The following is a 22,008-nucleotide window of genomic DNA, read 5'->3' on the forward strand; positions in this document are numbered from 1 at the left end:
CCCCTTCGCCACCCCCCCCCCATCCCCGCTGCGCTGGAGAGGTGGGTGAGCGGGGGGCTGGAAGGGGGGGGGGGCTCCTCGTGGCCGGCCGGGCGCCCCCGCCCAGCGCCGCCGCCGCGATCCAGAAACACGCGTACGGGCCGACGACCTCGCTGAGCAGCCCGCCGAGCGACGCCCCGACCACCGCCATGGTGCCCCAGGCCGCCCCGGCGACCGCGTTGCCGGCGGCCAGGTCCTCCGGTGCCAGCACGTTCGGCAGGGCAGCCTGGGCGGCGGGCGAGTAGAACGCCTTCGACACCGCCACCAGGCCGACCGCGACCAGCGCCAACCAGGCGGTGCCGGCGCTGCGCACCCAGAGCAGCAGCAGGATCGCCACCAGCGCGGCCAGGTTCGCCACCATCATGATCTTCTTGCGGTCGATCCGGTCGGCGATCATCCCGCTGTACGGCAGCATCAGCGCGGTCAGTCCGGTGTCGGCGGCCAGCACCAGCGCGCCCCACACCCCGCTGCCGGTCAGCTGCGGCAACAGCACCAGCAGCGGCACCATGACGAACCAGTCGGAGCCGAAGACCACCAGCTCGGCGCAGAACAGGTTCCGGAAGTCACGGTTTCGGGCCAGGACCCGCAGTGGAGACGACGACACGGACCGGGACCTTACCCGCAGGACTCCGAACCGACAGACGGGTCGTCTCGGGCCGGTGACCGCACCGACCCGAGACGACCCGGACCAACTGAACCGCTCTGATTCCGTCGACTACTCGGCCGGCGGAAGCGGCGAGCGCTTGGTCTTCGGCAGCCGGAGCACCTCGAACTGGTCGGTGCCGTCGACCAGCGCACCCGAGGGCCGAGGGGCCGCGTCGACGCCGAACCGACCGGAGTGGGCCGCGCCGCCGGTCGCCGTGGCACCGGCGCCGACCAGCTCGGGCTCGATACCGGAGCTGTGCGGGCCACCGTCGCCCCGGGCCAGGTCGCGCGCCTTGCGGCGGGCCTCCCGGCGACCCTCCACCATCGTGTAGAGGGTCGGCACCAGCACCAGCGTGAGCAGGGTCGAGCTGAGCAGGCCACCGATCACCACGACCGCCAGCGGCTGCGAGATGAACCCGCCCTCGCCGGTGAGGCCGAGCGCCATCGGCAGCAGGGCGAAGATGGTGGCGATGGCGGTCATCAGGATCGGCCGCAACCGGCGCCGGGCCCCTTCGACCACCGCCTCCTGTACGCCCATCCCCTGCTCCCGGTACTGGTTGATCAGGTCCAGCAGCACGATCGCGTTGGTCACCACGATGCCGACCAGCATCAGCACACCGATCAGGGCCGGTACGCCCAGCGGCGTGCCGGTGACCAGCAGCAGGCCGATCGCACCGGTGGCCGCGAACGGGATCGAGACCAGCAGGATGAGCGGCTGGATCAGGCTCCGGAAGGTCGCCACCATGATCACGAAAACGATCGCGATCGCGGCGAGTACGGCGAGCCCCAGGTCGGCGAAGGCGTCCGCCTGCTCGGCGCTGACCCCGCCGATGGTGAAGCTGGCCCCCGGTACGTCCAGCGCGTCCAGCTTCTTCTGCAACTCGGCGCTGGTGGCTCCGAGGTTGGCGCCGGTGGCCGTACCGGTGACGGTGACGCTGCGCTCGCCGTCGATCCGGGTGACCGCGACCGGGCCGGCCACCTCGTTGACGGTGGCCAGGTCACCGAGCTTCGCCGGGCCGATCGGAAGCGCCCTGAGCTCGTCCACGGTGGCCGGGGTCGAGCCGAAGCGCAGCACCACGTTCTGCTGGTCGTTGTCGAGCGAGACCTGCCCCAGCGGGCTGCCCCGGAACGCCTGCCCGACGAGTTGCCCGACGGCCGCCTCGGAGAGCCCGAACGCGGCCGCCTTGGCCCGGTCCACCGCGACGTCGATCCGCGGCGCGCTGTCGGCGAGGCTGCTCTCGACGTCCTCGACCTCCGGGGTCTCGGACATGAGCTTGCGTACCTGCTCGGTCGCGCTCGCCAGCACGTCGTTGTCGGCCGCCTGGACGATCACGGCGAGCTGGTTGGTCGACTGGCTGCCGCCACCGAAGGTGATCTCACCGGCGTCGCTCAGTTTGTCGAACTCCGCCCGCAGGCTGTCCTTGAGCGGACCGGCCTCGGTGCCCTCGTGCAGTGCGACGGAGAAACTCGCGCTGGCCGCGCCACCGCCGCCCTCCCACGGGTTGCCCCCGCCACCGGCGGTCACCTGGTACGACTCGATCCCGTCGGTCCGGGCCAGGATCCCCTCGACCTGCTTGGCGGCGGCGTCGGTGGTCGCCAGGCTGCTGCCGACCGGCAGCTTCTGGCTGATGCTGACGGTGTCCTGGCCGGAGTCGTCCAGGAAGTTCGTCTTGAGCTGGGTGGAGAGACCGAACGTGGCGAAGAGCACCACCAGCCCGATCGCCACGGTGGACCAGCGGCGCCTGGTGGCGAAGCCGATCACCGGCAGGTAGGCCCGCTGGAGCGGACTGCGCAGCTCCTTCTCCTCGGCGGCGGCGCGTACGGCCGCCTCGCCCGCGCCACCGGCGGCCGGCTTCAGGAACCAGTACGCCAGCACCGGGATGACGGTCAGCGAGACCACCAGCGAGGCGAGCAGCGCCACCGTGACGGTGATCGCGAACGGGGCGAAGATCTGCCCCACGAAGCCACCGACCAGGGCGATCGGTGCGAACACCGCGACGGTGGTGAGGGTGGAGGCGGTCACCGCGCCGGAGACCTCACGGACGCCGGTGATGATGGCGTCGCGCTTGTCCTCGCCGTACCCGAGGTGTCGTTTGATGTTCTCCAGGACGACGATGGAGTCGTCGACCACCCGGCCGACCGCGATGGTCAGGGCGCCGAGGGTGAGCAGGTTGAGCGAGTAGTCGCCGATCCAGAGCGCGATCAGCGCGACCAGCACGGAGAGCGGGATCGAGACCGCGGTGACCAGGGTGGACCGCACCGACAGCAGGAACACCAGGATGACCAGGACGGCCATCACCAGGCCGAGCAGGCCCTCGGTGGTCAGGCTTTCGATCGACTTCTCGACGTACGGGGCCTGGTCGAAGATGACCGTGAGGTCGGCGCCGGACGCCTGACCGAGGTCGGTGAGCCGGTCCCGGATCTCGTGCGAGATCTGCACCGCGTTGCCGTCCGGCGCGGCGGTGACCTGGATGCCGAGGCTCTCCTTGCCGTTGGTCCGGGTGAACCCGGTCGCCGCGGCGGCCTGCTTCTCCACGGTGGCGATGTCGCCGAGCTTGACCGCGGGGGTACCGGGAGCGGTCGGGCTGACGAAAATGCCGCGCAGGTCGTCGATGGTGCCGATCCGGGTGCCGATCTGCACCGTACGGGCCCGGGTGCCGTCGACCAGGGTGCCGGCCGGGATGGCCACCCCGTTGGTCTGGAGCGCGGTACCGATGGCGGTCGGCGCGATGCCGAGCGCGGCGAGCTTGGCCGGGTCGGGGGTGATGACGACCTGCTGGTCGGGGGCACCGGTCACCTCGACCGTGCGTACGCCCTCGATCCCCTCAAGGTCGGGTACGACGGTGGCGCGCAGCTTGTCGGCGAGCGCCTGCTTGTCCCCGCCGCCGCTGGCGGCCAGTACGACGGCCGGCAGGTCGTCGGTGCTGCCGGCGAAGACCAGCGGGTCGACGCCCTCGGGGAGCTGGGCGCTGATCCGGTTGAGCGCGGTCTCCATCTTGTTGACGACGCCGTCGAGGTCGCTGCCGAACTCGTACTCCACCTGGACGGTCGTGGCACCCTCACGCGAGGTCGAGGTGACCTTGGTGAGACCGGCGACGCCCTGGATGCTGTTCTCGATCGGCTCGGTGACCTGCGCTTCGACGATCTCGGGCGAGGCGCCCGGGTAGCTGGCCACGATGAACGCCGCCGGGAACTCCAACGACGGTAGGAGTTGCTGCTTCAGCGAGGGGACGGCGAACACCCCGAAGCCCGTGATCACCACCGCGATGAGGGCGACCAGCCCTCGGTTGGCAAGACTGAGCCTGGCAAACAACGACATGGGCGAGCTCTCCTGGGGAAGTCAGGGCGCGACACGAATATTTTGCCTGACACGAACAATTCGCGTGAGGTCGGGGGTGCCTGCTAACGTCCGGTGGCCAGTGGCACGACCTGCGTCACCGCCACCACCGCGACGGCGAGGAGGCAGGCGAGCGATGGTCGACGACCGGTCCCGGCTCATCGCGGCCATTCTGGACGGTCAACGTCGGATGCAGCACCTGTTCGCCTCCGACCGCTCCGATCCGCTCCTCTCGCTGCACCTCACCCTGCCGCAGCTGAAAATACTGCTCCTGCTCGCACACAGCGGCAGCGCTTCCGGGCGGGAACTCTCCGGCGTGCTGGGGGTCAGCCTGGCGACCATGACCGGCATCGTCGACCGTCTGGTCGCGCAGGACCTCGTGGTACGGGGTGAGGACCCACGCGATCGGCGGGTCCGCCGGGTCGAGCTGAGCCCGGCCGGCCGCAAGCTCATGGAGGGCATCCTGACCGCCGGCCACGCCCGGATGCAAAACCTCCTCAGCCGGCTCTCAGTCGACGACCTGGCAACCGTCGAGCGGGCCACCACCCTGCTGGTCACCGCGGCCGCCGAGCAACAGTGCGAAGCCGGATCCGCGGTCGGACCCGACACCGCACGGTCCACGGACGACTCCGGCACCGCCCCCGGTGGTCGGGCGGACGGAACCGCACCGGCCGAGCGGTCGGACCCGGCCGAGCAGGACCGGACCGCCGACCGGTAGCTGCGACGACCGCCGGTCAGACCAGGTCGAGCGCGCGGGCGGCGGCGATCACGTCGTTGCCGACCGTGGTCGGCGACGGGGCGGTGGAGATGGCCCACTCCGGATCCTTCAGCCCGTGCCCGGTCACCGTGCAGACGATCGTCGAGCCGGCCGGCACCCGGCCCGCCTCGGCCTGCTGGAGCAGGCCCGCGACACTGGCCGCGCTGCCCAGCTCCACGAACGCGCCCACCTCACGGGCGAGCAACCGGTACGCGGCCAGGATCTCCCGGTCGGTCACCGCCGCGATCAGCCCGCCCGAGGCGTCCCGCGCCTCCAACGCCCCGGTCCAGCTCGCCGGGTTGCCGATCCGGATCGCGGTGGCGATGGTGGACGGCTCGCGTACCGCCTCGCCGTTGACGATCGGGGCGGCACCGGCGGCCTGGAAGCCGTACATCTTCGGGTGGCGGGTGGCGTTGCCGGCCGCCACGTCCTCCCGGTAACCCAACCAGTACGCGGTGATGTTGCCGGCGTTGCCGACCGGCAGGCAGTGGATGTCCGGGGCGTCGCCGAGCGCCTCGACGATCTCGAAGGCGGCGGTCTTCTGGCCGTGCACCCGGTCCGGGTTGACCGAGTTGACCAGCGCCACCGGGTAGTCCTGGGCGAGCTTGGAGGCGAGCGCCAGACAGTCGTCGAAGTTCCCCTCGACCTGCAACAGCTTCGCCCCGTGGACCAGCGCCTGGGCCAGCTTGCCCAGCGCGATCTTCCCCTGCGGCACCAGCACCGCGCAGCTCAGCCCGGCGCGGGCGGCGTACGCGGCGGCCGAGGCGCTGGTGTTGCCGGTGGAGGCGCAGATGATCGCCTTGTTGCCGACCTCGACGGCACGGGAGACCGCCACGGTCATCCCCCGGTCCTTGAACGAACCGGTCGGGTTCGCCCCCTCCACCTTCAGGTAGACGTCACAGCCGGTACGGGCGGAGAGCACCGGCGCGGGCAGCAGCGGGGTGTTCCCCTCGTGCAGCGTGACGACCGGTGTGGCGTCGGTGACCGGCAGCCGGTCCCGGTATGCCTCGATCAAACCCCGCCACATGTCGGTCTCCTCGTCGATGCGTCGCCGCTCGGGGCGGACGCCGGGTGAAGGTGGGTCGGTCAAGCGTGACCCAGGGTGCCGGTTGCCACGCCCGCGCACCCATCGTTACCCATCTGGCGGGACACCGTCGCCCCACCCGGACCGCTCGGCCCCGACGCCGTACCGGTCCGGGCCGGGCCGGTCTCCGACCGGCTCAGACGCCGCCCTCCACCCGGAGCACGCTGGCGATCGAACGGACGATGTCGAGCCCGCGCAACTCCTCGACGGTGGCCGCGAGCGCGGCGTCCGGCGCGGCGTGCGTGACGATCACCAGGATCGCGTCACCGCCCCGCCCGACGGTGGACGTACCGCCGGTGTTCGCGGGCGCCTGCCGGACGGTCGCGATCGACACCTCGTGGCGGGCGAAGACCCCCGCCACCGTGGCCAGCACACCGGCGCGGTCGGCCACGTCGAGGCTGATGTGGTAGCGGGTGACCGCCTCCCCCATCGGCCGGATCGGCAACGCCGCGTACGCCGACTCGCTGGGCGTGCTGACGCCGGCCAGCCGGTTGCGGGAGACCGCCACCACGTCGCCGAGGACGGCGCTCGCGGTCGGCGCGCCGCCGGCACCCCGGCCGTAGAACATCAGCTGCCCGGCCGAGACCGCCTCGACGAAGACCGCGTTGAACGCGTCCCCGACGCTGGCCAGCGGATGGCTGCGCGGGATCATCGCCGGGTACACCCGGACCCCGATCGACTCCGCGCCGGTGGAGTCCGGGCCACGGGAGGCGATGCAGAGCAGCTTGATCGTGCAGCCCATGGCGTTGGCGCTGGCCACGTCGGCGGCGGTGACCTCGGTGATCCCCTCGCGGTAGACGTCGGCCGCACTGACCCGGGTGTGGAAGGCCAGCGAGGCGAGGATCGCGGCCTTCGCCGCCGCGTCGAAGCCCTCCACGTCGGCGGTCGGGTCGGCCTCCGCGTACCCCAGTTCGGTGGCCTCGTCGAGCGCCTCGCCGAACCCGGCCCCGGTGGCGTCCATCGCGGAGAGGATGAAGTTGGTGGTGCCGTTGACGATGCCGGTGACCCGGGTGATCGTGTCGCCCTGCAACGACTCGCGCAGCGGGCGCAGCAGCGGGATCGCCCCGGCGACCGAGGCCTCGTAGTAGAGGTCGGCGCCGCTCTCCGCGGCGGCGTCGTGCAGCGAACCGCCGTCCTCGGCCAGCAGTGCCTTGTTCGCCGTCACCACGCTCTTGCCGGCCCGCAGCGCCTCGACCAGCCAGGTACGGGCCGGTTCGATGCCGCCGACCATCTCCACCACCACGTCGACGTCGTCCCGTTTGACCAGGCCGAGCGCGTCGGTGGTGAAGACCGCCGGGTCGACCGGCAGGTCACCCCGGTTGCGGCCCTGTCGGCGTACGGCGATGCCGGCGATCTCCAGCGGCGCGCCGATCCGGGCGGTGAGGTCGGCGGCCTGCTCGTGCAGCAGGCGTACCACCTCGCTGCCGACCGTGCCACAACCGAGCAGCGCCAAGCGGACAGGCTTCGTCATCCCACATCCAATGCCAGCAGATCGTCTTCGGTCTCCCGCCGGACGATCACGCGCGCCTCGTTGCCACGGACCGCCACCACCGGGGGCCTCGGGACATGGTTGTAGTTGCTGGCCATGCTCCGGCAGTAGGCACCCGTGCCGGGCACGGCGAGAAGATCTCCGGGCTGTACGTCGGCGGGCAAGAATTCATCCTTCACCACCACATCCCCGGACTCGCAATGCTTTCCCACCACACGGGCCAGGATCGGCTCGGCGTCGGAGCGCCGGTTGGCCAGGGTGGCCGAGTACGAGGCACCGTACAAGGCGGTACGGATGTTGTCGCTCATCCCGCCGTCCACGCTCACGTACGTCCGCAGGCCATCGACGTCCTTGACCGTGCCGACCTCGTACGCGGTGAACATGGCCGGGCCGATGATCGCGCGGCCGGGCTCGAAGCTCAGGTGCGGCCTGGCCAGCCGCAACCCCTCGCACTCACCGTCGACGATCTTGTTGATCCGCTTGGCCAGGTCGTGCGGCGTCGACGGGTCGTCCTGGGTCGTGTACGCGATCCCGAAGCCGCCGCCGAGGTCCAGCTCGGGCAGTTCGACCCCGCGCGCGTCGCGGATCTGCGCCTGCAGGCTCAGCACCCGCCGGGCCGACACCTCGAAGCCGCTGGTGTCGAAGATCTGCGAACCGATGTGCGAGTGCAGCCCGCGCAGCTCCAGCACGTCGTCGTCGAGGATCCGGAACGCGGCGGCGGCCGCCGCCCCGCCGGCCAGCGAGAAGCCGAACTTCTGGTCCTCGTGCGAGGTGGCGATGAACTCGTGCGTGTGCGCCTCGACCCCGACGGTGACCCGGAGCAGCACCCGGGGGCGAACCCCGCGCTGCCGGGCCAGCTCGGTGAGTCGGTCGATCTCGTCGAACGAGTCGACGATGATCCGGCCCACCCCGGCGTCGAGGGCACGGGACAGTTCGCTCACCGACTTGTTGTTGCCGTGGAAACCGATCCGCTCGGCCGGCATGTCGGCGGCGAGCGCGACCGCCAGCTCACCGCCGGAGCAGACGTCGAGGTGCAACCCCTCCTCGGCGATGATCCGGACGACGGCCTTGCAGATGAACGCCTTGCCCGCGTAGAAGATGTCGTCGTCGGGGAAGGCGGCCCGGAAGTCCCGGCAGCGCGACCGCAGGTCCTCCTCGTCGAGCACGTAGATCGGGGTGCCGAACATCTTGGTCAGCGCACCGATCCGCAGGTTGCCGACGGTCAGCTCGCCGTCGGCGTCGCGGGTGACGGTCCGCGGCCACAGCTGCGGCACGAGGGCGTTGACGTCCTCGGGCGTACGCAACCACGCCGGTCCCCGGCTGCCGAGGTCGCCGTGCAGCGCCCCCGCCTCGTGAGCACGCATGTCGCTACATCTCCTCCGGGGCGGAGACCCCGAGTAGTTCCAGACCGTTGGCGATCACCGTACGGGTGGCGTCGACCAGCCAGAGCCGGGCCCGGTGCAGGTCGGTGATCTCCTCGTCGCCCAGCGGCAGCACCCGGCAGTTGTCGTAGAACCGGTGGAACGACTGCGCCACCTGCTCCTCCAGGTAGCGGGCCACCCGGTGCGGTTCGCGCAGCTCGGCCGCGGAGGCGAGCACGGCCGGGTACTCGGCCAGCGCCTTGAGCAGCTCGTTCTCCTTCTCGTGGTCGAGCAGCTCGGGCCGGAACGCGTCGGGTTCGCCACGGGTCAGTCCGACCCCCGCGGCCTGCCGGCTGATCCCGGCGGTACGCGCGGCGACGTACTGGACGTAGAAGACCGGGTTGTCGCTCTTGGCCCGGGTCCAGAGTTCGACGTCGATGTCGATCGGGGAGTCGCTGGAGTAGCGGGCCAGGGCGTACCGGGCCGCGTCCACGCCGATCGCCTCGACCAGGTCCTCCAGGGTGACCACGGTGCCGGCACGCTTGGACATCCGGACCGGCTGGCCGTCCCGGACCAGGTTGACCAGTTGCCCGATCAGGATCTCCAGGGTCTGCTCCGGGTCGTCGCCGAAGCAGGCGGCCATCGCCTTCATCCGACCGATGTAGCCGTGGTGGTCGGCACCGAGCATGATCACGACCCGGCCGAAGCCGCGCTCCCGCTTGTCGAGGTAGTACGCGCAGTCGGCGGCGAAGTAGGTCCACTCGCCGTTGGACTTGCGCAGCACCCGGTCCTTGTCGTCACCGAAGTCGGTGGTCCGTAGCCAGGTCGCGCCGTCCAGCTCGTACGTGCGGCCCTGCTCGGTCAGCCGGGTCAGGGCCAGGTCCAGCTCGCCCCGGTCGTGCAGGTCCTTCTCGTTGAAGTAGACGTCGAACCGGACCCCGAACTGGTCCAGCGAGCTACGGATCTCGTCGAACATCAGCGCGACACCCTCGACCCGGAAGACCTCCTGGGCCACCGCGTCGGGGCGGTCGAGCACGTCCGGGTGCAGCGCCCGGACCGCCTCGGCGATCTCCGCGATGTACGCCCCACCGTAGCCGTCCTCGGGCGCCGGCTCACCCCTGGCGGCGGCGAGCAGCGAGCGGGCGAACCGGTCGATCTGCGAACCGGCGTCGTTGAAGTAGTACTCGGTGGTGACGTCGGCACCGGTGGTGCGCAGCAGCCGGCTGAGCGCGTCGCCGACGGCGGCCCACCGGACCCCGCCGATGTGCACCGGGCCGGTCGGGTTCGCCGAGACGAACTCCAGGTTGATCCGCTCACCGGCCAGGACGTCGCTGCGGCCGTACTCCCGGCCGGCCTGGACCACGACGCGGGCCAGCTGCCCGGCGGCGGCGGCGTCGAGCCGGATGTTGAGGAAGCCGGGTCCGGCGATCTCGACCGACTTGATGCCGACTGCCCGACTCAGCTCCTCGGCCAGCCCGGCGGCCAGCTCGCGCGGCGGCACCCCGACCCGCTTGGCGAGCTGCAGGGCGAGCGTGGAGGCGTAGTCGCCGTGCTCGGGATTGCGGGGTCGCTCCAGGGTCACCGACTCCGGCAGCAGGGACGGATCGAGCCCACGGGATATGAAGACCGCCTGGGCGGCGGTACGGACGACCTCGGCGAGATTGGCGGGAGTCACCGAAACATGTTACCGGGGGTAGACTCGGTCACTCGGCGGACACCCTGCGCCTTTGTGACCCGCCACCCCCTGACCGACCGACCTGACGAGGCACCATGAGCATCAGCACCCAGGGTGGCGATCAAAGCCGTCCGTCCGTGGTCAGCACCGGTAAGAAGCCGGCGGCCGGTGGAAAGCCGGCGGCGGGTGGCAAGCCAGCAACCGGTAACTCCGGTGGCGGCCGCCCCGGCGGGCAAGGTCGGGGCGCGGGCGGTGGCGGCAAGGGCCCCCGCAAGCCGATCGCCCCGGTCAAGGTCAGCCAGGGCCGCAGTTGGGGCCCGATCGCCCTCTTCGTCGCCGTCGGTCTGCTGGCCGTCGGGATCATCGGATGGGGCGGCTACGCGGTCTTCCAGGGCGCCAAGCCCTGGCAGGACCAGGCCAAGGGCATCGACGGGCTCAAGGACTACCGGGAGTCGCCGGACAAGTCGCTGACCGCCTCGGAGCACGCCTGGGGCCCGGTCAGCTACACGCTCACCCCGCCCGTCGGCGGCAAGCACAACTTCAACTGGCAGAACTGCATGGGCGACGTCTACGACGCCCCGATCGCCAGCGAGCACGCGGTGCACAGCATGGAGCACGGCGCGGTGTGGGTGACCTACAAGTCGGGCCTGCCGGCCGACCAGGTCTCGGCGCTGGCCGAGAAGGTGCGCGGCAACGAGTACATGCTGATGAGCCCGGTCGACAACCTGGACAAGCCGATCTCGGTGCAGGCCTGGGGCTACCAGCTCAAGGTCGACAACGCGGACGACGGCCGGATCGACACGTTCATCCGGGCACTGCGCGTCAACGCCGGCATCGAGCAGAACGCGAGCTGCTCCGGCGGCATCACCGCCACCGGCACCACCCCGCGCGACCTCGGCAAGGACGGCACCACCGAGCAGTAGCACCATCCAGTACCAGGTAAGGACATCGATGGGTACAGCAACCCGCCCCGACGCGTCGGCTCCGGCCGGCGCGTCGGGCGCCGACGACCGACGGCTCGAAGACCTCGACGATCTCGGGGACGACTTCGAGCCGGACGCCTCGGCGGGCGACGACGACGATTCAGGCACCTTCGACGACGGCTCCGCCTCGGGTGAGGGCCACCGACGGTTCAGCACCGGCTGGGTGGCGATCGGGATCGTCGTCGGGCTGGTCCTCGGCGTGGTCGCCGGGTTGCTGATCCCGGGTCTGACCCGGCCCGGCGACACCTCGGCAGAGGCCGGGTTCGCCCGGGACATGTCGACCCACCACGCTCAGGCCGTCGAGATGGCCATGCTCGCGCACGAGAAGGCCACCGACCCGGACGTACGGACGCTCGGCGCGGACATCGCCCTCACCCAGCAGGGCCAGATCGGCGTGATGCTGACCTGGTTGCGGGACTGGAACCTGAGCCCGACCGGCACCCAGCCGCGGATGTCGTGGATGCCGGACGGCGGCGGCGCGATGGTCCGCGACGGCCTGATGCCCGGCATGGCCACCGACGCCGAGCGGGCCCAGTTGCGGGCGGCCACCGGCCGGGACTTCGACGTGATGTTCCTCCGGCTGATGCTCAACCACCACCTCGGCGGCATCCACATGGCCGAGGCGGCCCTGGATCTCTCCGACGACGAGCAGGTGCAGTCCCTCGCCGGCACCATGGTCGCCGGCCAGAAGAAGGAAATCACCGCAATCCAGGCACTGCTCGACAAAGTAGACGTGAAGTAGTCCGCTCTACCCGGATACGTGCCGTTATGCCCGACTGTGCGGTTTAGGGAGTTTTCTCCGTAGATATCGTGACCAGTCATGATCCGGGCTCGTTGCCCCAGTCGTGGGGGTTGTTCTCAAAGACGCGCGACGTTCGGTCACCAGCTGGTGCCGGCGGCACACCATCGGCGGCGACGGCGCGGTGGCCGCTCGCCGGGGGCAGCGGTCAGGCCCGGCAGAGGCGCTCAGCCGCGATCAGGAGCTTGAGCTGATCGACGCGCTGCGGGGCAGGTACCCGGACCAGTTCGGGCTCGACGATCCGCTCTGGACCCGGCAGAGCGTCACCGCCCTGATCGAGCGCCGGTTCGGGCTCACCATCGAGCCGGCAACCGTCGCCGAGTACCTGCAAGCCTGGGGACTCGGGCCACGCGAACCCACCGACCGCGCCTGCGGCCTCTGTGTCGACGCCGTACGCGTCTGGGTACGCCAGGAGTACCCCGCGATCGTCCGCTCCGCCCAGGAGCACCGTGCGGAGCTGTGCTGGCTCGGCCGTACGCGACTGCACGGTGTCGTACCGGCGGCGGACGTCATCTCGGCGATGTCCCAGCGAGGCCGGGTCAAGTTCATGATCACCACACCGACGGTGGACCCACCACTGCCCCGCGACTTCCTGCTGCGGTTGAGCGGCACCGACGGGCGCCTGGTGCACGTGGTGGTGGACGGCTCCTGGGGCCGGGGCGAATGGCCCCGACGACTACCGCCCCGGATCGCCCCGTACGCGCTGCCCTCGTGTGGTCGTTCCTAGGGGTGGGGTCGGGGGCGGCACGCCCGCCGGATACCGATTCGGCCCACGGGCCGGGTGTTTGCTACTCTTTCCCGGTCGCTGAGCCCCCGTAGCTCAGGGGATAGAGCACCGCCCTCCGGAGGCGGGGGCGCAGGTTCGAATCCTGCCGGGGGCACGTCACAGAACTGCAACAACGTGCGGTCATCGACCGGCATCTGACCGTTGCAGCTCAGTTCTCGCTCGGATCGTAATGAACGGCTCCTCGCCCAGATCGGCGAGGAGCCGTTCGCTTGTCGCATAGCCCGGCGTTAGCTGATGCCCCAGGTGGCCCATGAGATGACCCAATCACGTTCGCGGTGCGGCGGCGGTTCGCCTTTCAGTACCGCGTCCACGGCATCGGCCGCTTCGCGGCCGTTCTGGCGGGCGTACCGGTCGTACATTGCCTGGCATTCGACGTAGATGACGCCATTGAGCGAGTAGGTCCGGACGGGGTGATCGGCGCGCTTCCGGATCGCGGCGCGGACGGCTTTACGCAGGGCGTCTTGCTGGTCACCGGGTACGTGGTGGATCTCGACGTAGCCTCGTCGGTCCATCACCACGTCGGTAGCGAGTTGGGCGACGAGGGCGAGCCGGTCGTCGGGTTCGGGTTTCGGGAAGTGGCGGTCGATCAAGGTAAGACAGCGCCGGCAGGTTGGGGCGTACGCTACGTCGCCGTGCCGGCCAACTGCACCGCCGTCGCCGCCGACCATGACCGCCCAGACGCGGCCGCAGATCGTCCTGTCGGACCATCGACGTTCGCGCAGGGCCATGAGGTCGTAGTCGGCCGGCACGCGGTCGTTGCCGCCGTCGAAGTAGAAGTCGGGCACTGCTTCGCGGCCGGCGACGGGTGTTGTGGCAGCGGTGAGGTGTACCGCCGTGCCTCCGCTGACGGTCGTGAGAAGCAATGCTGTGCCGTTGATCTCGATTGTGTTCGGCCCGTGTGCCATGAGCTCCATCCTGGCTACGTCGTTCGTGCCGTCACTCGGTGACGGGCTCGGACTCGTCGCGGCGACGCAGAGCATCCCAGGTCACGCGCTGGCTTGCATCAGCGAGATCGTTGTCGAACCGAACGCCCTGCTCCTCCAACAGCTGGCGGCAGTACTCCGGCCCACGATCCTGACTGTCGCGCCACTTCGGATTGATGCGCCCGTCTTCCATGAGGATTCGTTCGGGATGGGGGAAATTGGCGAGCGCTGCGGCGGCCTGCCCAACACTTCGGGCTGCCTTGGTGTCGCCGCGCACGGCAATCGAGATGTCTCCGTAGGTCGTCCACTCGCCTCCATTGACGCGGGATGCCACGCGCACGCCACCTCGGGCAATCCGCCTGGAGGTTGCAACCCGACTGTCCGCCAGGTGACCTGAGCACGGGCGGCAACTGACTGGACGCACCTCTTGCCGCCGTTCGCCTCGCCGAACCCCGGATCTGTCATCGTTCCCTGGTCCGGTGCAGCCGGGCCGTCCCGATCCACACGATGTCGGTAGCGGCAGCATCGGTCTTCCGCCGGCCGCCCACCACTCCGAAGGGGCGGCGTTCTACGGAGCCCTGACGGCGCTGGTGGGCAGGGCCGGCACGGGCGGCATCAGAGCATGGGATGCGTGCACCGACCTGGCAGAGGCTCTGCGCCTGCTCGGTCAGGACGAGTCGTACGTCGCCACCTGCCGGTGCGAGGTGAGTCTCTTTCGGGAAGCCTACGGTGCGATGTCTTCGGTCTTCAGCTCTGACCGGCATTATGTCGTTGTCTCGCCGGCGGCCGGCCGGACCGGGGATCCGTCTGTCATCCAACTGGCCGGCGCCACGGTCACCCAGGTCGTCAAGGGTCTGCCGGTGGTCGTGATACCCGAGTCACCGTCGCCGGGTACGTACCAGGTCGCTCGACCTCCCGCATTCTTCGAATACGACCGATTCGTGCCGGTTCCGTCCGCTGACCGTCGGTCGCCGGAGGTGCTGAGGATAGCCTTCAACGGCCTTGTCTACGCCGAACTTGTAGCACGCGAACCACTTGCTGCCCCTCTTCCCATGCCCCACCAACGTGATCAGGACAGGCGGGCGGCTCGGGCGCGGAGGTAGCGCTGTTGCGCCAGGGCGGTGGCGAGGCGGGCGGCGCTCTCGTACGACTCGCGGGCTGACCCGAGGTCGCCGGAGAGTTCCAGCAGATGGGCGCGGACGGCGTGCAGGCGGTGGTCGTCGGCGATCCGCCGGTCGGATTCGAGTGTGCCGAGCAGGTCCAGCCCGGCCTCGGCGCCACTGGCCATGGCCACCGCGACGGCATGGTTCAGGGCCACCACCGGGCTGTCGGAGATGCGCAGCAGCAGCTCGTACAGGGCGACGATCTGGGGCCAGTCGGTGGCCTCGGCGGTCGGCGCCTCGTCGTGGATCGCGGCGATCGCCGCCTGGAGCTGGTACGGCCCGGTCGCCCCGCGCGGCAGCGCCTCGGTGAGCAGGGCCACCCCCTCGGCGATCTGTCCGGTGTCCCACCGGCTCCGGTCCTGCTCCACCATCGGCACCAGCCCGCCGTCCGGCCCGGTACGCGCCGGCCGTCGCGCGTCGGTGAGCAGCATCAACGCGAGCAGCCCGGCCACCTCGCCGTCCTGCGGCAGCAGCCGGTGCACCAGCCGGGTCAACCGGATCGCCTCGGCCGACAGTTCGGCCCGGTGCAGGTGGGGGCCGGTGGTGCTGACGTACCCCTCGTTGAAGATCAGGTAGAGCACGTGCAGGACGACACCGAGCCGGTCGGCGCGGTCCGCTGCCGGGGGCAGGCCGAACGGGATCCCGCTCTCTCTGATCCGCTGCTTGGCCCGGCTGATCCGCCGGGTCATGGTCGCCTCCGGTACGAGGAGGGCGCGCGCCACCTCCCCGGTGCTCAGGCCGCCGACCGCACGCAGGGTCAAACCGATCTGTGCGGCCGGGGGCAGCGCCGGGTGGCAGCACATGAAAAGCAGGATGAGGGTGTCGTCGGAGTCCGTCACCGGGTGGTCGGCGGCGGGTGCGAGCCACTGTTCCGGCGGGGTCGACCGGGCGATGGTGTCCTCCCGGCGCGACCGGGCCTGTTCGCTGCGGAGCAGGTCGGTCAGCCGGCGCGAGGCGACCGTGATCAGCCAGCCGAGCGGGTTGTCCGGCAGACCGTCCACCGGCCACCTCGTGGCCGCCGTGATCAGTGCCTCCTGGGTCGCGTCCTCGGCGGTGTCGAAGTGCCCGTAGCGGCGTACGACCGCGCCGAGGACCTGCGGCGCCAGCCGGCGCAGCAGGTCCTCGACCTCGGGGTCCGGTGCGGGTCCGATCAGATGTCCAGTTCCTCGAAGCCTTCGATGATCGGCCGTACGTCGACGTACCACTCCCGCTCCGGCCCGTCGCGCTTCGGTTGCGGGGTACTCACCAGGCGCGCGGCGATCTCGGTGGCCCGGTCGAAGCTGGCGCACTCGACGATGGTGTAGCCGGCCAGCACCTCCTGGGTTTCGGCGTACGGCCCGTCGGTGACCACCGGGACTCCGCCGCGCAACCGGACCCGGCGGGCGTGGACCGGGGCGGTCAGGCCCTGGCCGTCGACGAACTCCCCGGACTCGACCAGTTCGTTGTTCCACGCCGCCATGAACTCGTGCATCGCCGCGACGTCCTCGGGCGACCAGGCCGGTTCGTCGCCGGGCTTGCCCGCCATCGCGTCGTAGTCCCGCTGCGAGCCGGCCAACAAAATCATGTACTTCACCGTGGTCCTCCTCGTCTGCCGGCACCTGCTCGGTGCCGTTCACCGGAGACGTCGGAGCCGCCGGCCCGGTCCGGACAGTCAACCCGCCGCCGGACGATGATTTTTTCGTCGTAGCGGGCGCGGGCGGCGTCGATCTCCGGAACGTGCCGCTCGGCCCAGTCGACCACGACCAGCATCGCCTGGAGCAGACCCACGCCGAGCGGAGTCCGCCGGTAGTCGACCCGGGCGCGAGATCGCCTCGCGCTCGGGGCGTCCCGTTCGGGCTGGCGATAGCTCGTCGAGGTGCGCCTACTTCGCCCCGGAGAGGGAGTCGATCGCGTCGAAGAGGCCCAGTTCGCGGGCGGCGTTCGAGGCGAGCAGGAACCCGGCGAGGCCGAGGATCCAGCCGGTGGTCTCGGCCGCGCTGCGGGTCATCCACCCGTTGACCCGGACGAGCAGGGGCTGCACCAGGTTGGCCGCGACCATCCGGGCGCCCAGCAGCACGAGCGCCGGCAGGATCATCACCAGGCAGTATCCGGTGAGCACCGCGGCGCTCACCGGCAGCGCCAGCTCGGCGGCGCTGAGCAGCCCGATCGCGGCCAGGTAGGGCAGCATCGTCGCCGCCTCCAGGGTGACCGCGGTCAGGGCCAGGGCGATCAGCGCCTTCACCGAACCCTCGCCGGTCATCGCCCGCTCCCGCCAGCGCATCAGCCGGCCCGGCTCCGATCCCGACTTCTTCCGGCCGGTACGGAAGGCGAGGACGAGCAGGACGACCCCGAGCAGGAGTTGCACCACCTGGAACGGTCCGGTGGCGAGGATCGGCCGGATGTCGTCCAGCAGTGCAGTGGCGCCGGCGGTCAGCGCCACCCCGAGGGCGAGGTAGAAGATCGCGACCGTGCCGAGGAAGATCAGTAGTCGGGACGCGTGCAGCCGACCGGGGACGAGCATCATCCAGATCGGGATCAGCAGGGTCCCGAAGCTCGTGCTGTCGATCAGGGCGAGCAGTACCAGGGATCCGATCAACCCGGCGTCCATCAAGGATCCTCTCGTACGGCGGATTCGAGCTTTTCGAGCCGTCGGCGCAGCAGGTGGCGCAGGTGCTCCGACGGCACCTCCTCGGGGAAGGTGGCGCCCTGCAGGGTGAGGCCGTCGACGAAGGTGTGCAGCTCCGCGGCCTCGGCCTCCAACGCCTCGCCGGGCAGCAGGTCGGCGAGTTCGATCGGCCACGGGCAGCCGGCTATCTCGGCCACGGCGAGCCGGCAGACGTACCGCTCGCCGCGCCAACCGGTCTCGCGCAGGTCGTCGAAGCTCCGGTCGACTCGGGCGCGGGTGAGGAACGCCAGCCAGACCAGCCCCTCGGCGAGCCGTTCCCGGTCCAGCGGCAACAGTTCCTCGATGAGGCGCTGGGCCCGTTCGAGGCCGGGTCCGCCGGTCGCCAGCTGGACCCGGAGCCGCTCGGGCGTACGTCGGAGCATCGCCTCCAGCGCGAACCTCAACAGTCCGTCCTGGGTGGCGAAGTAGTAGCGCAGGGCCCCCATCGACCAGCCGGCCTCGGCCGCCACCGCGCGCACGGTCGCGCCCTCGACGCCGGCTCGGGCGACCACGGCCCAGACCGCGCGGGCGAGTTCCTCCCGACGCTGATCATGATCGACGACCTTGGGCACGCACCTTTGTAGCAGTCATCGACCAGCGTTTCAACACAGGTGTGCGAAATAAGACTCGCGCTTCGGCCGAATGGCAGCCGCCGGCACCGGCCAGTACGGCTATACCGGTTGAAAACGCCGGTCCGATGAGCGAAAGTCTCCGGGTGCGCATCCTCTTCAGCTTCGCCGGTGGTAGCGGTCACCTGATCCCGCTCGTACCGATCGCCCGCGCCGCCGAAGCCGCCGGTCACCGGGTCGCCTTCGCCTGCAGGCCGGGCATGGCCGCGAAGGTCGAGGCGGCCGGCTTCACCGCCGTCGTCGCCGAACCCGCCGCCAGCGGTCCGGGTCACCAGGCGCCCGCCACCGCCGCCCGCGAACGCGCACCGTTGCAGCCGATCGACTTCGACCAGATCGACCGCGAGATACGCGAGATCTTCGCCGGCCGGGCCGCCCGCGAGCGCGCCGGCCGGATGCTCGCCCTCTGCCCCGCCTGGCAACCCGACCTCGTGGTCTGCGACGAGGCGGACTTCGGCAGCATGGTCGTCGCGGAACGCCTCGGGCTGCCGTACGCGACCGTGCTGGTGCTCGCCGCCGGCACCCTGATCCGGCCGGACCTCGTCGCCGAACCGCTGGACGAGCTGCGCGCCGCGTACGACCTGCCGCCCGATCCCGAACTCGCCATGCTCAGCCGCTACCTGGTCCTCTCCCCCGCCCCGCCGAGCTTCCGCGACCCGGCCTTCCCACTGCCCGCCACCGCCCATTCGATCCGTCCGGTCAGTCCACCACCACCGACGCCCCCGGCCGGACGGCCGATCGTCGACGAGGCTGCCGGGACGAGCGCACCGTGGGACGGGCGGGCGAACGGTCGACCGGGTGTCTACCTGACCCTCGGCACCGAGTTCAACGTCGAGTCCGGCGACCTCTTTCCCCGACTCATCGCCGGACTGGGCAAACTGGACATCAACCTGCTCGTCACGGTCGGACAGCAGATCGACCCGGCCGAATTCGGCCGGCAACCCGAGCACGTACGCATCGAGCGCTACGTTCCCCAGGCGCTCCTCCTGCCCCACTGCGACCTGGTGCTCTCGCACGGCGGCTCGGGCAGCGTGATCGGGACCCTCGAACACGGCCTGCCGATGGTGCTGGCGCCGATGGGGGCCGACCAGCCGGCGAACGCGGCCCGCTGCGCGGCGCTCGGCATCGGCCGGGTGCTCGACGCCTACACCGTCACCCCGGACGAGGCCGCCACGACGGTCGCCACCGTGCTCGCCGAACCCGGTTACCGCCGGGCCGCACAACGGCTCCGGGACGAGATCGTCGCCCTGCCCGACCCGGAGCACGCCGTCGCGCTCCTGGAACAACTGGTGGCCCGGCGACGCCCGGTGCTCGCCGACACAACCGCCTGACCGGCGCCCCGGGCACACCGCCAGCGAACCCGGAGCAAAGAGCAAGCGGCATCCGGGAAAGGTATCGCCCCAATCACCGACACCCCACCGGTCGTACGCCGCATCCGAATGCCACGCTTTCGCGCCGCGTCGAATCGGGTGACCGTCCGAATGGCCGGAGGAATCACCACCGGAATTCCTCCGTACGGGGTATGGCTGGGCATACCCGAGGTCTAGCGCCAGACCGATGGATCCGCCGATCGCGCCCCGTTAGCGTCGATTCCGTGCTTACCGACGCCGTACCGGACCCGCTGGAAGACGCCGTACCGAATCCACCGGAAGACGTCCCATCCGATCCGTTCGACAATGCCGCCCACAACGCGTGGGAATCGGTCACCCGCCGACGGTTCCTGCTCGGCGGCTGGCCGTGGCGCTCGCTCGGCTACCTGCTCACCACACCGCCGGTGGTGGCCGCCGTGGGGCTGCCGATGCTGGTGCTCGGCCTGCCCTGGCTGATCGCACTGCGCCGGATCACCACCGGGGACCTCCGGCCACTCGGCACGCTGCTGATGGCCGTACTGCTCGGGGCGGTGCTGGTCGCGGCGTTCGGGCCACTGCTCGCACTGCCGGTGGCGGCCCTGGAACGGCGGCGGTTACGCCTGGTCGACACCGCCCCACTGGTGACCGGGCACCGCCGACCGACCGCCACCGGCCCGTGGCCCTGGCTGCGCACCCGGTACACCGAGGGCGCCACCTGGCGCGAACTGGGCTACACGATCCTGCTGGTCACCGCCGCCCCGGTGCTGTACGGCGCGGTGTTCGCCGTACCGCTGCTGATCGTGACCCTCCTGGCGAGCCCGTTCCTGGTCGGGCACGACGTCGGCCCGGTGTCACTCGGTTTCGACACGGTCGACTCGGTCGGCGGCGCCCTGCCGTACGCCGTGGCGGGTCTGCTCCTGCTACCGGTGCTGCCGTACCTGCTGGCGGTGCTGGCCGGCGCGCACGGCGCGGTCGCCCGGTTGCTGCTGCACGACGGCGGTGGCGAGGACGAGCAACTGCGGGCGGAACTGGTCGAGGTGGCCCACTCGCGGGCCCGGCTGGTCGACGCGTTCGAGTCCGAGCGCCGCCGGATCGAGCGTGACCTACACGACGGTGCCCAGCAGCGGCTGGTCAGCCTCACCCTGCAACTCGGCCTGGCCCGACTCGACCTGCCCGCCGACTCGCCCGCTGCCGCCACCCTGGCCACCGCCCACGAGCAGGCGAAACAGGCCATGGTCGAACTGCGGGAGATCATCCATGGGATCCATCCGCAGATCCTCACCGAACGCGGGCTGCCGGCCGCGCTCGGCGAACTCGCCGACCGCTGCCCGATCCCGGTGAGCGTCCACAGTGAACTGTCCGGGCGACTGCCGGGACACCTGGAGGCGACCGGATACTTCGTGGTCGCCGAGGCGCTCACCAACGCGGCGAGGCACAGCGGCGCCACCGCCGTCTCGGTGACCCTGGGGCAGGGTGGCGGGCGGGTGACCGTACAGGTCGCCGACGACGGTCGGGGCGGTGCCGACCCCCGGCACGGCACCGGGCTGACCGGGCTGGCCGACCGGGTGGCGGTGGTCGGCGGGCGGATGCTGCTCTCCAGCCCGCCCGGCGGGCCGACCCTGCTCCGGGTGGAGCTACCGTGTCCCCGGTGACCAGGGTCGTGCTCGCCGAGGACGGGGTGCTGCTCCGGGAGGGGCTGGTCGGGCTGCTCGACCGCTTCGGGTTCGCGGTGGTCGCGGCGGTCGGCGACGCGCAGGCGCTGGTCGCGGCCGTCACCGAGCACGCACCGGACCTGGTGGTGACCGACGTACGGATGCCGCCCGGCTTCACCGACGAAGGGCTACGGGCGGCGGTACGGCTGCGCCGCACCCATCCGGACCTCGCCGTCGTCGTGCTCAGCCAGTACGTCCGCCCCGGCTACGCCGCCGAGTTGCTCGACTCCGGTGACGGCCGGCGGGTCGGCTACCTGCTCAAGGACCGGGTGGTCGACGTGCCGGAGTTCGTCGGCATGCTGCGCCAGGTGGTGACCGGTGGCACCGTCGTCGACCCCGAGGTGGTACGCCAACTGCTGCGCCGCCGCCGCGACCCGCTGGCCCGGCTCTCCGCCCGTGAACGGGAGGTGTTGGCCCTGATCGCCGAGGGACGCTCGAACACGGCGATCGCGCGAGCCATGGTCGTCTCCGAGGCGGCGATCGGCAAACACGTCGGCAACATCCTCGCCAAGCTCGACCTGCCCCCGACCGAGGACACCAACCGCCGGGTGCTGGCGGTGCTGGCGTACCTGGGCGGCGGTGCCGACATGCCGCCGGATTGAACCTTTCCGGCCCCGGCTACGAACTACCCGACG

At 70.9% G+C, this 22,008-nt stretch carries 20 protein-coding genes and 1 tRNA gene; 8 read left to right on the top strand and 13 right to left on the bottom strand.

What is annotated here, in order from left to right:
- Together ACZ6QQ_RS33495 and ACZ6QQ_RS33500 are read right to left on the bottom strand one after the other, a co-directional pair.
- Window positions 1-643 (bottom strand): MFS transporter (locus ACZ6QQ_RS33495; protein ID WP_465881771.1); only part of this gene is annotated, 643 nt, incomplete at its 3' end.
- A 111-nt stretch (window positions 644-754) separates the two neighbouring features.
- Window positions 755-4,003: an efflux RND transporter permease subunit gene (locus ACZ6QQ_RS33500; RefSeq protein ID WP_465881772.1), complete on the bottom strand. Its 3,249-nt coding sequence runs from the start codon at window positions 4,001-4,003 to the stop codon at window positions 755-757.
- Between the two features lie 154 nt (window positions 4,004-4,157).
- Between ACZ6QQ_RS33500 and ACZ6QQ_RS33505 the strand changes: the two genes are divergently transcribed.
- Window positions 4,158-4,739, top strand: a complete 582-nt coding sequence (locus tag ACZ6QQ_RS33505; RefSeq protein WP_465881774.1) for a MarR family winged helix-turn-helix transcriptional regulator — start codon at window positions 4,158-4,160, stop codon at window positions 4,737-4,739.
- Window positions 4,740-4,755: 16 nt separating this feature from the next.
- On the opposite strand, the gene thrC is transcribed toward ACZ6QQ_RS33505, so the two are convergent.
- From thrC to argS, 4 genes are all read right to left on the bottom strand, one after another.
- Window positions 4,756-5,805: a threonine synthase gene (thrC, locus tag ACZ6QQ_RS33510; RefSeq protein ID WP_465881891.1), complete on the bottom strand. Its 1,050-nt coding sequence runs from the start codon at window positions 5,803-5,805 to the stop codon at window positions 4,756-4,758.
- Window positions 5,806-5,998: 193 nt separating this feature from the next.
- Window positions 5,999-7,333, bottom strand: coding sequence for a homoserine dehydrogenase (locus ACZ6QQ_RS33515; RefSeq protein ID WP_465881775.1), 1,335 nt, complete (start codon window positions 7,331-7,333; stop codon window positions 5,999-6,001).
- The gene (gene lysA / locus ACZ6QQ_RS33520; protein ID WP_465881776.1) at window positions 7,330-8,715 is read right to left on the bottom strand and encodes a diaminopimelate decarboxylase; all 1,386 of its coding nucleotides are present in this window, start codon (window positions 8,713-8,715) and stop codon (window positions 7,330-7,332) included. The genes ACZ6QQ_RS33515 and lysA overlap by 4 nt, the downstream gene beginning before the upstream one ends.
- 4 nt (window positions 8,716-8,719) lie before the next feature.
- Window positions 8,720-10,387: an arginine--tRNA ligase gene (gene argS, locus ACZ6QQ_RS33525; protein ID WP_465881777.1), complete on the bottom strand. Its 1,668-nt coding sequence runs from the start codon at window positions 10,385-10,387 to the stop codon at window positions 8,720-8,722.
- 95 nt (window positions 10,388-10,482) lie between these two features.
- On the opposite strand from argS, the gene ACZ6QQ_RS33530 reads away from it, so the two are divergent.
- From ACZ6QQ_RS33530 to ACZ6QQ_RS33545, 4 genes are all read left to right on the top strand, one after another.
- A complete protein-coding gene (locus ACZ6QQ_RS33530) occupies window positions 10,483-11,310 on the top strand; it encodes a DUF3105 domain-containing protein (protein WP_465881779.1) in 828 nt (275 codons plus the stop codon).
- 28 nt (window positions 11,311-11,338) lie between these two features.
- Window positions 11,339-12,112, top strand: a complete 774-nt coding sequence (locus ACZ6QQ_RS33535; RefSeq protein ID WP_465881780.1) for a DUF305 domain-containing protein — start codon at window positions 11,339-11,341, stop codon at window positions 12,110-12,112.
- A 103-nt stretch (window positions 12,113-12,215) separates the two neighbouring features.
- Window positions 12,216-12,896: a winged helix-turn-helix domain-containing protein gene (locus ACZ6QQ_RS33540; RefSeq protein ID WP_465881781.1), complete on the top strand. Its 681-nt coding sequence runs from the start codon at window positions 12,216-12,218 to the stop codon at window positions 12,894-12,896.
- Between the two features lie 82 nt (window positions 12,897-12,978).
- Window positions 12,979-13,050 (top strand) — tRNA-Arg (locus tag ACZ6QQ_RS33545).
- A gap of 133 nt (window positions 13,051-13,183) precedes the next feature.
- Here the strand turns inward: ACZ6QQ_RS33545 and ACZ6QQ_RS33550 are convergent.
- From ACZ6QQ_RS33550 to ACZ6QQ_RS33580, 7 genes are all read right to left on the bottom strand, one after another.
- Window positions 13,184-13,861, bottom strand: a complete 678-nt coding sequence (locus tag ACZ6QQ_RS33550) for a hypothetical protein (RefSeq protein WP_465881782.1) — start codon at window positions 13,859-13,861, stop codon at window positions 13,184-13,186.
- Window positions 13,862-13,892: 31 nt separating this feature from the next.
- Window positions 13,893-14,213 carry an MGMT family protein gene (locus tag ACZ6QQ_RS33555; RefSeq protein WP_465881783.1) on the bottom strand — a complete coding sequence of 107 codons (321 nt, stop codon included), beginning with the start codon at window positions 14,211-14,213 and terminating at the stop codon, window positions 13,893-13,895.
- Between the two features lie 735 nt (window positions 14,214-14,948).
- Window positions 14,949-16,193, bottom strand: a complete 1,245-nt coding sequence (locus tag ACZ6QQ_RS33560) for an RNA polymerase sigma factor (RefSeq protein WP_465881892.1) — start codon at window positions 16,191-16,193, stop codon at window positions 14,949-14,951.
- On the bottom strand, window positions 16,193-16,606 hold the full coding sequence (locus tag ACZ6QQ_RS33565) for a YciI family protein (protein WP_465881894.1): 414 nt from the start codon (window positions 16,604-16,606) through the stop codon (window positions 16,193-16,195). Before ACZ6QQ_RS33565 ends, ACZ6QQ_RS33560 begins: the two co-directional genes overlap by 1 nt.
- Window positions 16,607-16,611: 5 nt before the next feature.
- Window positions 16,612-16,809: a hypothetical protein gene (locus tag ACZ6QQ_RS33570; RefSeq protein ID WP_465881785.1), complete on the bottom strand. Its 198-nt coding sequence runs from the start codon at window positions 16,807-16,809 to the stop codon at window positions 16,612-16,614.
- Between the two features lie 94 nt (window positions 16,810-16,903).
- Window positions 16,904-17,629, bottom strand: a complete 726-nt coding sequence (locus tag ACZ6QQ_RS33575) for a GAP family protein (RefSeq protein ID WP_465881787.1) — start codon at window positions 17,627-17,629, stop codon at window positions 16,904-16,906.
- Window positions 17,629-18,258 (bottom strand): TetR/AcrR family transcriptional regulator, encoded by a 630-nt coding sequence (locus ACZ6QQ_RS33580; RefSeq protein WP_465881788.1) that lies wholly within the window; start codon window positions 18,256-18,258, stop codon window positions 17,629-17,631. The genes ACZ6QQ_RS33575 and ACZ6QQ_RS33580 overlap by 1 nt, the downstream gene beginning before the upstream one ends.
- Before the next feature lie 125 nt (window positions 18,259-18,383).
- Between ACZ6QQ_RS33580 and ACZ6QQ_RS33585 the strand changes: the two genes are divergently transcribed.
- The 3 genes from ACZ6QQ_RS33585 (at window position 18,384) to ACZ6QQ_RS33595 (ending at window position 21,975) form a co-directional block, all read left to right on the top strand.
- Window positions 18,384-19,643, top strand: a complete 1,260-nt coding sequence (locus tag ACZ6QQ_RS33585; RefSeq protein ID WP_465881789.1) for a glycosyltransferase — start codon at window positions 18,384-18,386, stop codon at window positions 19,641-19,643.
- Window positions 19,644-19,906: 263 nt separating this feature from the next.
- Window positions 19,907-21,313, top strand: coding sequence for a sensor histidine kinase (locus tag ACZ6QQ_RS33590; RefSeq protein WP_465881790.1), 1,407 nt, complete (start codon window positions 19,907-19,909; stop codon window positions 21,311-21,313).
- Entirely contained in the window at window positions 21,301-21,975 is a 675-nt protein-coding gene (locus ACZ6QQ_RS33595; protein ID WP_465881791.1) for a response regulator transcription factor, read from the top strand. Before ACZ6QQ_RS33590 ends, ACZ6QQ_RS33595 begins: the two co-directional genes overlap by 13 nt.
- Window positions 21,976-22,008: the final 33 nt, after the last annotated feature.

It is taken from the genome of Micromonospora sp. NPDC049529, from assembly GCF_055586685.1.

Excerpts from the sequence above, each read along its gene's own strand:
- thrC (WP_465881891.1), bottom strand. The coding sequence starts at position 5,805 with ATGTGGCGGGGTTTGATCGAGGCATACCGGGACCGGCTGCCGGTCACC.
- ACZ6QQ_RS33575 (WP_465881787.1), bottom strand. The coding sequence starts at position 17,629 with ATGGACGCCGGGTTGATCGGATCCCTGGTACTGCTCGCCCTGATCGAC.
- ACZ6QQ_RS33585 (WP_465881789.1), top strand. The coding sequence starts at position 18,384 with ATGAGCGAAAGTCTCCGGGTGCGCATCCTCTTCAGCTTCGCCGGTGGT.
- ACZ6QQ_RS33530 (WP_465881779.1), top strand. The coding sequence starts at position 10,483 with ATGAGCATCAGCACCCAGGGTGGCGATCAAAGCCGTCCGTCCGTGGTC.
- ACZ6QQ_RS33500 (WP_465881772.1), bottom strand. The coding sequence starts at position 4,003 with ATGTCGTTGTTTGCCAGGCTCAGTCTTGCCAACCGAGGGCTGGTCGCC.
- lysA (WP_465881776.1), bottom strand. The coding sequence starts at position 8,715 with ATGCGTGCTCACGAGGCGGGGGCGCTGCACGGCGACCTCGGCAGCCGG.
- ACZ6QQ_RS33505 (WP_465881774.1), top strand. The coding sequence starts at position 4,158 with ATGGTCGACGACCGGTCCCGGCTCATCGCGGCCATTCTGGACGGTCAA.
- ACZ6QQ_RS33515 (WP_465881775.1), bottom strand. The coding sequence starts at position 7,333 with ATGACGAAGCCTGTCCGCTTGGCGCTGCTCGGTTGTGGCACGGTCGGC.
- ACZ6QQ_RS33550 (WP_465881782.1), bottom strand. The coding sequence starts at position 13,861 with ATGGCACACGGGCCGAACACAATCGAGATCAACGGCACAGCATTGCTT.
- ACZ6QQ_RS33535 (WP_465881780.1), top strand. The coding sequence starts at position 11,339 with ATGGGTACAGCAACCCGCCCCGACGCGTCGGCTCCGGCCGGCGCGTCG.
- ACZ6QQ_RS33565 (WP_465881894.1), bottom strand. The coding sequence starts at position 16,606 with ATGATTTTGTTGGCCGGCTCGCAGCGGGACTACGACGCGATGGCGGGC.